Source organism: Chlorogloeopsis sp. ULAP02, from assembly GCF_038404745.2.
Classification (GTDB): Bacteria; Cyanobacteriota; Cyanobacteriia; order Cyanobacteriales; family Nostocaceae; genus Chlorogloeopsis.
Genome location: NZ_JAYKTT020000075.1, coordinates 93,938 through 105,982 on the forward strand (window position 1 = coordinate 93,938; position 12,045 = coordinate 105,982).

Genomic DNA, 12,045 nt, shown 5'->3' on the forward strand with positions numbered 1-12,045 from the left:
CATTTGTTATCAGTTAGATTGACAAATTGAATTTATATTGATGACTGAAAAATAGATGACTAGTTTGTAAGTGAATTATCTCGTGAATTAAAAATTGATAAATCTGCTTTTAAGAAGTCTATAAATTGCTTTGCTGTTCTGCCAGAGCGCCCGTTGTGACGAGTTGCCCATTGCAAAGCTTGGTATTCTAAATCTTCACCAGGAATATCAATTCCAGCTAAATCTGCAAGATGCCGGATAATTTTTAAATAAGTTTTTTGATCGGCAGGTTCAAAAGTCAAAGTTAAACCAAAGCGATCGCTAAACGAAAGTTTCTCTTGCATGGTATCCCAAGCGTGAACTTCATCGTTATCTCTAGGAGCGGGGCGATCGGCAAAAAACTCCCGCACTAAATGGCGACGGTTAGAAGTGGCATATACCACGACGTTTTGCGGACGTGCAGTTAAATTACCTTCTAACACTACTTTTAATGCTTTAAAAGCATCATCATCCTCTTCAAAGGAAAGGTCATCAACAAAGATGATAAATTTCTGGAGCGCTCCTCGCAACTGTTCCACAATTATCGGTAAATCTTTCAGTTCTGATTTTGCTACTTCCAGCAAGCGTAAGTTGCGATCGCCATACTCATTGAGCAGAGCTTTGACTAAAGAAGATTTTCCAGAACCGCGACTACCATAAAGTAATATGTGCAGTGCTGTTTGCCCTGATAATAAGAACTTTGTATTTTTTAACAAAGTTTCTTTTTGCGACTCATAACCTGTTAGTTCGCTCAATTTCACAGGATCGGAATTGGGTATACCGATAAATTGTCTAGATTGCCACCGCAGTGCTTTAAACTCAGCAAATAAGCCTGTGCCAAATTTGTGATAATAATCTGCCAAGTCTTGTGCAGCCTCAGTCCAATTTTCTAACTTTTGTAGTTTTTCTACTAAGTGTAAATCGTCAATTGCTTCTACCCCATTTTGCTCGTTATACCACACTACTGGCGACACAGGTAGATGCGCTACACACTGCACCCACTCACTCAAAGTCGCAGTGCTACATTCATATAGATGTTGCAGCGCTTGTAAATCATGTCTAACTGCTGCTACCAAAGCAGGAGGCAAACTTGCAAATTTCTGCTGTTGGGCTTTTTTTGTAAAAGGATTCTCATCTTTGAGAATTTGAGTTACTAAATATTCCTCCCAATTTTGATTTATTGCTGCTAAGGATCTAAAGTAATTACCATAGGCTTGTAAGCAACTCCTCGCGTCTGCCTCAGTATAACGTATAGTTTGCAACAAATTTACAAATGCTACACCCACTTCTGTTTGCAGAACAGATTGGTAGAGTAAGAGGGATGCTGCTTGGCGCTGAAGGAATTGAACCTTTGCGATTGCTTGATTATCCATCAATCGATTAAGTTATTTAGCTAGATAGCTATGATAAATTGTCTGCCGACGCTTGCGGTAAAATTAAAATCTACATAGGTTTTAACAATGGCTTTAGATATTGTTGCCGCCTTTATCTACGGTATCATCACAATTATCGGTGGTATTATTGGTTACATCAATGCTAGTAGCAATGTTTCCCTGATTAGTGCTAGCATCTGCGGCTTGCTACTTATCTTCTCGGCTTTTATGCGGCTTCAAGGACAAACTTGGGGTTTGACTTTAGCAACGATTGTTACTGCTGTATTGTTGGTTGTCTTTGCATTTAGATTAGCCAAAACACGTAAGTTTATGCCTGCTGGGTTGATGATTATTTTGGGTATGTTAACTCTGGCAGTGATGGTACACCAATTTGTGGCAATCAGAAGATAGTGTAATTCTCATGGCAACTCTTTTCCAAAACTCATAATTAGTACATTTATATTACATCAAAGTGCTTTTTGAACAAAATTGGCTGTGATTAGCCGCACTATGCTTTCTAAATAAACTAAAAACCCAGATTCCCGACTTTTCTAAGAAGTCGGGGATCTTACAGGGCATATATTACGTTTAAATTGGTTGTTTTGCTGAATATTGTTCCAATTGGCACAAAGTAGTCTTTGTACTACTTATGCTAATTTATACTAAGTTTATAGATTTCACTTTTTTGCAATAAATTCAAAAAGAGTGTTGAATTCAGTTCCCAACGCTGATTTATACCTATCTGACTCTCTTTGATTTTACAAATTTCCATAAATTTCTAGAGACCTAGAGTCCAGGATCAGTAATTACTACACTGCGGAAATTATTATTTGTAAATTAATATTTTTGTGTAGAAAAACGCTTACTATCAAGCGACTTGCTTTGTCTAGTTATTGTTTAGTTCTTTGCTACTGATGGAGGTGATCAAGAAATGTTTTTCAGTGTGAGAGTTAGTCAGAAAAAATTTGCGATCGCTCTTTTAAGAAGAAGCATGAGTATTGCTTGGGAAGGATGCAGTAAATAAGTGATTACCTGATATCTTCCACCCTGGGTAGAGTATCTAGGTCTTTTTACCAGGTTGATTTTGGTAACTGGGGTTTTGAGGCTTTGCCTCTACGCTTTTGGTAGAAGTCTTGATGTGAATTACTCTACTATTTTCAAGCTTTTAGGTTGTCAAAAATCATTAGATTTAACCTAAATTTCTACAGCTAAATTTAATTAGTAGTGATGGTTCATACTGTCTTCGTGCAACTTCGCTAAATCAAAAACCGCAATTTGTAAACCCTGTAGATACGTCAGTAATTTCACTCAAGTATTTAAAGATTTGAATAGATACAACAGAAAAATTTAAAGTAACAGTAAAGGCTGTATTGCCATTTTGGCAAGTATTTCTTAAAGGTATAGGATATTAATAGATAGTACCAATCACTAATGATACTTGTAAGTTTGTGCTATTTAGCTCTGCGTAACATCAGGCTAATAACAACGTTGCTAATTTTCTAAGTAATTCTACGATTTAGGAAATATACATGATATTTACACTGTCTTCTCACAATGTTATTCAGTATTTGCAAAAAGCAGATCTGTGTAGCTTAGAAGATGGCGCATCAGCCAAAAACTTGCCAGAGACTAACAAAAAAAATGCCAACTTACTGGTGACTCTCAAAGGCGATCGCACACTGCTAGTCAAACAGGAACATCAGATTGACGATCATCGCATTCCGCAAGAGTTTTTCAAGGAATGGCTGTTTCATCAACTGTTGCAGCAGTTCCCAGTTTTAGGAAACATTGCAGAAATCGCGTCGTTAGTTGTGCATTTTGATGAGGAAAATTTTATCCTTATTCGCAACTATCTAACGGAATATTTAGAACTTGGGGATTTTTATCAAAGAATCGACATTTACCCTTCAGAAATTGCTACTGCTATTGGTAGTAGCTTGGGTGTGCTGCATCGTGCCACATTTAATCGCCGCGAGTATCGTGATTTTATGGCAACTGCTCCTCAAGGGCAGTTTCGCTATCAGTTTTACAATCCTGCTCAAGGTATAGAGTCAATTAATTTAGATATTTTCGGTAACGCTCCAACCCAAGCACTAAAATTTTATGCTCTTTACCAACGCTACGAGAGCATAGAAGCAGCGATCGCAGAATTAGCAGCTTTATGGGAACCTTGTTGTCTAACTCACAACGATCTAAAACTGGAAAATATTTTAGTGCATTCTCGGTGGAATCAACTAGATAACTGCCTGGTGCGGCTAATTGACTGGGAAGCTTGTGCCTGGGGAGAACCCGCCTTTGATTTAGGAACTTTAGTCGCAAGTTATTTAAGAATTTGGCTAGAAAGTCTAGTCGTAGATGCCTCGCTCACCTTAGAAGAATCTCTACAGCTAGCAGCTACACCTTTGGAATTTCTTCAGCCTTCTATACTGGCATTAATCCAAGCTTATCTCAATGCTTTTCCCATGATTTTGGAGTATCGGCACGACTTGATCCAGCGAGTGGTTCAATTTGCGGGTTTAATTTTGATTCAAAATATTCAAGACAGTATTCAAGATGACAGACACTTTGATAATATGAGTGTCTATATACTCCAAGTAGCCAAAGATTTACTAACGAAACCCCAAGAATCTGTAATGACAGTTTTTGGTTTATCTGAATCAGAAATTGTCAAACCATTTACAAAATTAAGTAAACATCCACAAGCAAACAAGGAACAGAATTTAGTTCGCGTCTTTTACAACAAAACCCGTTTACGTGGGTGTTAAGAAAAGTATTAAGTGTCCAGGATAAAGTAGGAACTGTGGAGTATAACGTAATTAACTTCATCTTTTTCCACGCTCCTCTCAAAGTATTTAAGTTTGAATCATGCTAGGTTCTTGCGATCGTGAACTGCTCGATATTGCCAGCAATATCCAGATTGAATCTAAATTTTGCATTTGCCATCCCAATTATCAGCCCTTTGCCTTGCCAAGTCAGTTAGCACAGAGATTTCAGAAAAATTCTACAGAGCTACAGTATAAGTATCTGACTCTGCTACTGCGAAATTTTATTTACGGTATTTATTACAACGGTTCGTTGCAAAGTATCTTGTCATTAAAAGCCGAGCCTACAGATTATTTACCACATAAATCTTTAGAAAATAACTCGATTTTGGGAATTGATAGGCAATTATACGAGCAATTGCACGAGAGCAATCACGGCATTGGTTACTTTGATCCTGATTGGCAGGTATTGCGTCGAGAACCTGATGGCAGTTTAGCAGTGACTAAAGGTGGCTTGACGATGCACATAGAAAGCGTTAGTCTAGCTCCTGCAAAGCAGGCTCGGCATTTAGAACCAACGATGCAAGCTGCCAAGGTGGGAGATGTTATTGACATTTGGATGCCCAAGAACCGACTTCAATATGGTTGCTACGTGGCAGTCAGCAATCTTGGGCAAAAAGTACAAGCAAACTTTGACACTGATTTGGGAAGAGGGCGAATTTACTTGAATTTAACTCCATCAGGAGCGATCGCGATGATGGAGAGCTTGACACTGGAACTGAATGATGCATCTATTCCCTTTAGTTTTCAAGTTCCGTACAATTACTCTGCTTACGGACGTTACGATTCAGGGGTACTTTACTTTGAACGTCACGACTATCCCGCAGTTAGGAGAGTTTTACAAGCCGTATATGCACAACACCAATCTCATTTTCATCCAGAAACTCCCCTGTTTACAAAGTTTTTAGCACCTGGGCTAAGTCTTGCCGAAGAACCAAACCAAAAGTTTGTTGCTGAAGAAAGTTTTGGTATAAACCGTTGTCAAATCGTTGCAAACGCTTTATTGGAGGCTTGGCAAAAAGGCAAGAATTCTGTTGAAGAACGCATACAAACTATTTATAAACATTTTGCTAAATTTGGCATTGATTTGCAGCGTCCCTATCTCAATCCCTGTTCTGAGGATATATATTATCCTTTGAGTTGATACACCTGAAGATGCATTGCGGGCGTGTAATCGCGCCCTTGGATATTCAAATAGCGATCGCCCCTAATTGGATGATGGGTGTTCATCTTGAATGACTCGCGAACGCCGTTTGCTCAAGAGCCAAGCCAGTATTGTACCAAAGCCAAAAATATTCACCTGCCGAACACCATGCATTCCCCATCTACCATCCTCGAAAACTGTACTTGAAGCACCACCGATGGTGGCTCCCTCCACTGTAATAATTTATCCTCCCACTGTATAAACATCGCCATCAACACGAGCACCCTTTTCTAAAATCACATCACCATCAACAGCGATCGCTGTCTGGGTGACTCGTGCTCCTTCTTGAATTGTCACCATCCCTCCGATGGCAAGAGCATTTTCCACAGTCTGTTTAGGAGCAACTATCACATCACTACCAAAATGTATAATATTAGTTTTATTAATGTTAATATCAGTTTGCGCTAGGACTGTTGTTGAGAACAGAATTGCGCTCAGGGTTGATAGTAATAACAAAATCAAGCGGTTGAGAGTATTCCGTTTCACTCTGCTTTCCCCTGATTCCAAAGTATCTTTAATACCCTATTTTGTTTATGAGCTTTATATTCAGATATATTCAGAAATTAAATCTATACAATTGGCGAAAATTGACTCATGCCTTTTACTTATCATCGCACCGTCCGCTTTCAAGATACTGATGCCGCTGGTGTAGTTTACTTTGCCAACGTTTTAAGTATTTGTCATGAAGCGTATGAAGAATCTTTAGAAGCATCAGGTATTCATCTCAAAGAATTTTTTAGTAATTCCTCTCTAGCTTTTCCCATTGTTCATACTAATGTAGATTTTCTAAGACCAATGTTTTGTGGTGATAAGTTAACTATTAGTTTAGTGCCACAAAAGCTAGGCGTTGATAAATTTGAAATTAATTACGAAATTTTAGTTGCTGATGTCATGGTTTCTAAGGCTATAACCAGACACGTTTGTATTGAGACAAATAGTAGAAATAGAACAGAGTTGCCTGAATCAGTGATGAGATGGTTGGAAATAAACCGCAAAGACGCAGAGAACACTGAAAGAAGAAAATCAAGAGAAGCGATTTGAGGCGAGAGACAGTACACAATCTTTAATTTCATAAATCCTTCTGCCTACTGTCACGCCACATGCTACAACGCGCTTAACCCGCAAGGGCGCAGTGGCTCCTCTGGCTTCTGCCTTATTTTTAGATATTCTCTGGCTTCTTGCTGTAGCTGTTGACGATTAATTTTGCCTTGAGAATTACGAGGTAAAAATTGTACAGGAATCCAGTATTTGGGAATTTTGAATTTACTGAGTTTATCTTTCAGTAAATTTTGAATCTCCTCTAAAGAGGTATTTTCATGTTTGGGGACATAAATGGCTGTTACAGCTTGTCCCCAGTCTTGATCTGGTATTCCAATGACACAAATATCAGTTACCATCGCAGTAGCTCTGATTGCTGCTTCAATTTCCAAGGGATAGACATTTTCACCACCTGTGATGATTTTGCTGCTACTACGTCCAATAATATTTAAGTAGCCTTCGTTATCGAAGAATCCTAAATCATCTGTTTTGAAAATAGAAACTGAGCCAGAATTAGCTACTCTAAAAGCAGTATTTAAAGGATAGTAACCAAGGTATAAAGACTTAGCTTGAATAGCAATATTGCCAATCTGATTGGTATGTAAAACTTCACCTTGTTCGCTACAAATAGTGACTTTGGCATGGGGAAGAATTTGACCACAGTTTACTTTACCATGAAGAAAATCATCAGGTTTGAGAGTGGCAATTCCAGAAGCAGTTTCAGTCATACCGTAGGTAAGAGATAAGTGAATTTGATAGTATCTCGCTTTTTCTAACAGTTCATCCCAAGCTGGCGCGCCTCCCAAAAGAACTGTTTGAAATTGGGAAAGCCATTGAGTTAAATCCAAGTTTTGAAGCAGGCGTTGTAATTGAGTTGGTACTAAAGATATGAAAAAATCTGATAGATTTATATTAACTAATTGACCAAATTCTAATTGTTGAAAAGGCAAAATAACTAGTTTTCCACTAGTGATAAAACAACGCATAAATTGCATTAAACCACTGACATGATATAACGGCAAAACGCAAAATGAATTGACTTGGTGTAACTGAAAATATTCTGTAAATCCATGTACAGATGCTATCAGTGTATCCCAAGTATGAATCGCAAATTTAATCTTTCCCGATGAACCACCAGTAGGAATCATAATTTGTGGAGAGTCAGAGAATCTACCAAGAGTTTCCTTCTCCCCGCATCCTCTTAATTCCCCGCTTCCCCGCGTCCCCACCTCCCTGTGTCCTCTTAATTCTATTCCCCAAATAATATCTGGCTGTACAAGTTCCAATACTTGTTGCCATTCATGTTTTACCCAATTGGGATTACAAAGAAAAACTGAACTATTACTTGCACAAGCAGCAAGAAAGCCTGCTAGAAACCGTGCTGGTTCGCGTTCGGCTAAGATGATTTTTGGTGGTGTTTGACAATGCGAAAATTGCTTTAATTCTAAATAGAATTTTTCAGTTAACTGTAGAAATTGATGGCTATGTTCGCAAATTAACCAATCATGAGGCAGGGAATATGCCTGCTCGAAAAGATGCTTTAAAGTTTTTACCATAGATTTTCCAGCCAAACAGCATCCTCTTCAGCAAAGTAGTGGTTTATGCCAAAACCGACTGTCTGATTGTGTTGGGATAATTCTACTGCCAGTTGGAGCGCTGCTTTTCTACCAACTATTGTTTCAAACACTGATGAAAACACAGCATCAATTTTATGCTGTTGACAAAACTGACGCAGACGAGAAGGAGAACCGACTATTCCAGGTTTGATTACAAAAATTCCTCTCCAGCCATTTTTGTAGCAGTATTCAAGTTGTTTCAATGTGGCGATTGACTCATCTAAAGCGATCGCACTCTGATATCGCCTACTCAATTCCAACATCGCCAAAAATTCATCCACAGGTAAGGGTTGTTCAATAAATTCAATTTTCACTGGCGATTCATGATTAGCATTTACTTTGTCGCAAGTTGCCAACCATAAATTAGCTTCCTCAAAACTCAATCCGCAGTTGGCATCTAAACGCAATTTTGTAGACACTGGTAAACTTTGAAGAAGTGATTCCAAGATTTTTAGTTCAATAGCCGTAGGATAAACAGCAATTTTCCATTTAAAAGTAGAATATCCCTGCTGCCACAGCTTTTGCCATGCCTCCAAAGCAGCCTCTCCGGCAGGCAACAAATCACTGTAATTAAGAGGATAGTGAGAGTAGGAAAAATCTGCGTCGCCGCGTCGCCGCGTCTCTGTGTCTCCGTGTCTGTTTGTCCCCGTTTCCCCGTATTCTATTCCCCAAGCTGCCGATTCAAAGCCAAATTGACACGCAGGTAAATCATCAGGGATAGAAAAAATTGTCTCTTCTGTGATTTGCGGCGATTGTTGCTGACAAAAATTTAAGGCTTGCTCTAGGGTTTCGGAACCAAACCAGGCGATTGGGGCAATTTCTCCCCAACCTACTTTCCCAGATTCATCAGTGAGGCGAAGAATAATACCCTCACGGATTTTCCAAATACCATGGTTGGTGACAACTGCACGCACAAATTTCCGCTGGTAAGGACGAAACTCGAATTTATAGTGCATTCTTCACTTTTTTCCCTTCTGCCGTCTGCCCTCTTTGCAGTCGCTACAACGGAGCGGAGCCGGAGACGCTTGCCTCCGGGAAACCCCCGCACGGCGCTTCTCTCCGCAACGCGCTGCTCTGTGTCTTCTGTCTTAAACCATAAATCCGGCACCAAACAGCAAACAACACCAAAAATGCACGGCGACAGCAATGAACTTACAGTTGCTGACTTTTTCTGGCTGGTAATGATTTTCTTGAACGTGACGGCATAATTTAATCGCGAAGGGTAAACTCACCCAACTCAGTAATGTCCACACGGGAAAAATTCCCCACACTACAAACAAAACAGTGAGCACGTAAATGCTACCAGTAAACCAATGCAAGACTTGTGCGCCTCTTTGCGTACCCAGCCGAACAATCGGCGATCGCTTTCCTGCTGCTAAGTCATCTTCAACCTGGTGAAAGTGCGAACAATACAAAATTAAAGTTGTGGCAATGCCGACTATCACCGATGCTGCTAAATTGAGGATTGACCAAGTTTGCGTTTGGCTGTAATATGCTGCCGACACCGCTAAAGGGCCAAAAGCAAAAAAGCAGAGAATTTCACCTAAACCCTGATATCCTAAACGAAATGGAGGCCCTTGGTAAAGGTAGCCCAAAACACAACAAACCAGAATTAATCCAATTACTGTTGGATCATGTTGCCACCAGGCGATCGCTAGTATTCCGAACAAGCCCAAACATAAAAATAAATTACCCAACAAAAATATTAATAGCTTGTTACCGGTCAAGTTTACTAAAGAATGATGTTTATTTTTGTCAATTCCCGTTTCAGAATCAAAAACATCATTACTGAGGTTTTCCCAGGCCAAAATTAAGATTGCTGCCGCTAAAAAAGTAAAAAATACTGCTACATTAAAAATCTTAGTTTCCGTGAATGCTACAGCAGTTCCTACCCAGATAGGCATCATAGCCACACTGTACATGGGTGGTTTAATCGCTGCCATCCATAATTTGCGATTAGTTGGATTGTTATTAGTGATATTAATTAAATTTGCTGACATTGAACAACCTTAATTCAATTCCACCTATCAACTTCATGGAATAATTCTACGCTTGGAAGGAGACACAAATAGTGTTTTACGAATTATTAAAATATTACTTACTTCATAAATCAAAATACTTCCACCAAATGTGAGTATAGTTACCTGTCATTTACCCCTCATCTCATATCTACAAGTATCTTGATAAAAGCTGTTGCTCCAAGAAACCCTCAAAAACTCCTTGATTAGCTAGTCTTCCTCGCTTTGGCTAAGTCTATTTCCATATCATCACAGCAAGTAGGTTAAAGTTGCATACATAGATTTGTATAGTTGCAAAGAGGTAATTAACAACTTTTTACAGTTCGACAAAAGTAGGCTCAAGAATAAACAGGGTATTTCTAAACTACGCACTTGCAAATTCTCCTACGCTAGTGAAACTGTGACTCTTTATGTTACCTAGTAGAAATACGACCATGATTTCCCATTCTTTATAAAGATAAATTCACAAAAATTTACTAAACTGCTAGTGATGACAGTTTCACCATGTACCGTAGACTTCTTTGTATATAACAAAGAACTGTACAACTTCCTTTTTGCTGTTCAGCAAAAAAGTATAAAAAGTAATTCCACGCAAATAGCCACTATTTCACTGAAAATAGACTCAGTTGATCCGCTGTTAGTACTCGATAAACTGACACACCCGAATCAACTGAATTTTTATTGGGAGAACAAGGGTAAAAATGAAGCGATCGCTGCTATAGACGCAGTAGCAAAGATACAAATAGAAGGCAATGAGCGATTTACCAGGTCTGAGGAATTTATCAAATATTGTTTAAGCAATATTATTAATTTTGGTCATACAGAAGAACCTTTCTCTAAACCTATATTTTTTTGTAGCTTTAGTTTTTTTGAAATAAATTCCCAAGAAAATTATCCATTTTCAGCAGCTACTGTTTTTCTTCCCCGTTGGCAAATTGCTGTTAAAGGCGACCGCTGTATATTAGTCTTTAATACTATTATTAATGCTGATATCAGCATTAAGAGAACATTAAATGTTCTGTGGGAAAAAATAGAAATACTGCATTCTTTAGGATGCTATTCTTACCATTTAGATTGCCAAAAACCGAAATTTGATAAAAAATCTGTTGCTCAACCGGATAAATTTAAACGTTCAGTTTTGTCGGCATTAAAAACAATCCAGTCTAAAGATGTGAGTAAAATAGTGCTTGCAGATATACTGGATGTTAAGTCAAAAACTACTTTTAACTTATTCAATTCTCTCAATAACCTGCGGCATTTACATCCAAACTGTTATATTTTTTCTACAAGTAATGGTAAGGGACAAAACTTTATTGGTGCTAGCCCAGAACGTTTAATCAGTATTCATAAGCAGCAGTTAATCACAGATGCCTTAGCAGGAAGTGCGCCACGAGGTAAAACACCTGTTGAAGATGCTGTCAATGCCGATCGCTTACTCAATAGCGAAAAAGAAAGGCATGAGCATTTGCTGGTAATTGATTTTATTACTCAACGTCTATCACAGCTTGGTTTGTTACCGCAGGTTTTACCACCTCGGTTGCGACAGTTATCTAATATTCAGCATTTGTGGACACCAATTAGTGCCATAGTTCCCGATCAAGTCCATCCTTTGAAAATAGTTTCACAACTGCATCCCACACCCGCCGTTGCTGGGGCTGCACCAGATGTAGCCTGTGCTGAAATTCGCCGTTACGAAAGCTTTGAGAGGGGTTTATATGCTGCGCCACTAGGATGGATAGACGCAGATGGCAATTGTGAATTTATAGTAGGAATTCGTTCAGCATTAATTGATGGCGATCGCGCCAGACTTTACGCCGGTGCCGGTATCGTTGCAGGTTCCGATCCAGATAAAGAACTGATTGAAGTACAACTGAAACTTCAAGCATTGTTAAAGGCTTTAGTTTAATTGACACTCCCCCGACTCCGCTTCGCGGCCATTAGGGGGATTCTTGGTTT

At 39.0% G+C, this 12,045-nt stretch carries 11 protein-coding genes; 5 read left to right on the forward strand and 6 right to left on the reverse strand.

Going from position 1 to position 12,045, the window contains the following annotated elements; all coding sequences use genetic code 11:
- Positions 1 to 59 precede the first annotated feature (59 nt).
- Entirely contained in the window at positions 60 to 1,391 is a 1,332-nt protein-coding gene (locus U2718_RS26625) for an ATP-binding protein (protein WP_341997095.1), read from the reverse strand.
- Positions 1,392 to 1,478: 87 nt separating this feature from the next.
- On the opposite strand from U2718_RS26625, the gene U2718_RS26630 reads away from it, so the two are divergent.
- From U2718_RS26630 to U2718_RS26640, 3 genes are all read left to right on the forward strand, one after another.
- Positions 1,479 to 1,802 carry a TMEM14 family protein gene (locus U2718_RS26630; RefSeq protein WP_341997093.1) on the forward strand — a complete coding sequence of 108 codons (324 nt, stop codon included), beginning with the start codon at positions 1,479 to 1,481 and terminating at the stop codon, positions 1,800 to 1,802.
- Positions 1,803 to 2,920: 1,118 nt separating this feature from the next.
- Positions 2,921 to 4,156 (forward strand): aminoglycoside phosphotransferase family protein, encoded by a 1,236-nt coding sequence (locus U2718_RS26635; protein WP_341997091.1) that lies wholly within the window; start codon positions 2,921 to 2,923, stop codon positions 4,154 to 4,156.
- Between the two features lie 100 nt (positions 4,157 to 4,256).
- Positions 4,257 to 5,357 (forward strand): T3SS effector HopA1 family protein, encoded by a 1,101-nt coding sequence (locus U2718_RS26640; protein WP_341997089.1) that lies wholly within the window; start codon positions 4,257 to 4,259, stop codon positions 5,355 to 5,357.
- A 63-nt stretch (positions 5,358 to 5,420) separates the two neighbouring features.
- Here U2718_RS26640 and U2718_RS26645 read toward each other — a convergent pair whose 3' ends face one another.
- Entirely contained in the window at positions 5,421 to 5,591 is a 171-nt protein-coding gene (locus U2718_RS26645) for a hypothetical protein (protein ID WP_341997087.1), read from the reverse strand.
- A gap of 9 nt (positions 5,592 to 5,600) precedes the next feature.
- Positions 5,601 to 5,903 (reverse strand): hypothetical protein, encoded by a 303-nt coding sequence (locus U2718_RS26650; RefSeq protein ID WP_341997085.1) that lies wholly within the window; start codon positions 5,901 to 5,903, stop codon positions 5,601 to 5,603.
- Between the two features lie 108 nt (positions 5,904 to 6,011).
- Here U2718_RS26650 and U2718_RS26655 point away from each other — a divergent pair, with 108 nt between their 5' ends.
- Positions 6,012 to 6,458, forward strand: coding sequence for a thioesterase family protein (locus U2718_RS26655; RefSeq protein ID WP_341997083.1), 447 nt, complete (start codon positions 6,012 to 6,014; stop codon positions 6,456 to 6,458).
- A gap of 62 nt (positions 6,459 to 6,520) precedes the next feature.
- Here the strand turns inward: U2718_RS26655 and U2718_RS26660 are convergent, their stop codons facing one another.
- The 3 genes from U2718_RS26660 to menA all read right to left on the reverse strand — a co-directional run bounded on the left by U2718_RS26660 (position 6,521) and on the right by menA (position 10,071).
- A complete protein-coding gene (locus tag U2718_RS26660) occupies positions 6,521 to 8,011 on the reverse strand; it encodes a 2-succinylbenzoate--CoA ligase (protein ID WP_341997081.1) in 1,491 nt (496 codons plus the stop codon).
- Positions 8,005 to 9,027, reverse strand: a complete 1,023-nt coding sequence (locus U2718_RS26665) for an o-succinylbenzoate synthase (RefSeq protein ID WP_341997079.1) — start codon at positions 9,025 to 9,027, stop codon at positions 8,005 to 8,007. The genes U2718_RS26660 and U2718_RS26665 overlap by 7 nt, the downstream gene beginning before the upstream one ends.
- Positions 9,028 to 9,159: 132 nt before the next feature.
- Complete coding sequence (gene menA, locus U2718_RS26670) at positions 9,160 to 10,071, reverse strand: 2-carboxy-1,4-naphthoquinone phytyltransferase (protein ID WP_341997077.1); 912 nt, start codon at positions 10,069 to 10,071, stop codon at positions 9,160 to 9,162.
- 508 nt (positions 10,072 to 10,579) lie between these two features.
- On the opposite strand from menA, the gene U2718_RS26675 reads away from it, so the two are divergent.
- A complete protein-coding gene (locus tag U2718_RS26675) occupies positions 10,580 to 11,995 on the forward strand; it encodes an isochorismate synthase (RefSeq protein WP_341997075.1) in 1,416 nt (471 codons plus the stop codon).
- Positions 11,996 to 12,045: the final 50 nt, after the last annotated feature.

Bases quoted from the DNA above. Each gene is read 5' to 3' on its own strand.
- U2718_RS26640 (WP_341997089.1), top strand. From the start codon at position 4,257: ATGCTAGGTTCTTGCGATCGTGAACTGCTCGATATTGCCAGCAATATC.
- U2718_RS26665 (WP_341997079.1), bottom strand. From the start codon at position 9,027: ATGCACTATAAATTCGAGTTTCGTCCTTACCAGCGGAAATTTGTGCGT.
- U2718_RS26630 (WP_341997093.1), top strand. From the start codon at position 1,479: ATGGCTTTAGATATTGTTGCCGCCTTTATCTACGGTATCATCACAATT.
- U2718_RS26675 (WP_341997075.1), top strand. From the start codon at position 10,580: ATGACAGTTTCACCATGTACCGTAGACTTCTTTGTATATAACAAAGAA.
- U2718_RS26655 (WP_341997083.1), top strand. From the start codon at position 6,012: ATGCCTTTTACTTATCATCGCACCGTCCGCTTTCAAGATACTGATGCC.
- U2718_RS26635 (WP_341997091.1), top strand. From the start codon at position 2,921: ATGATATTTACACTGTCTTCTCACAATGTTATTCAGTATTTGCAAAAA.
- menA (WP_341997077.1), bottom strand. From the start codon at position 10,071: ATGTCAGCAAATTTAATTAATATCACTAATAACAATCCAACTAATCGC.
- U2718_RS26625 (WP_341997095.1), bottom strand. From the start codon at position 1,391: ATGGATAATCAAGCAATCGCAAAGGTTCAATTCCTTCAGCGCCAAGCA.
- U2718_RS26660 (WP_341997081.1), bottom strand. From the start codon at position 8,011: ATGGTAAAAACTTTAAAGCATCTTTTCGAGCAGGCATATTCCCTGCCT.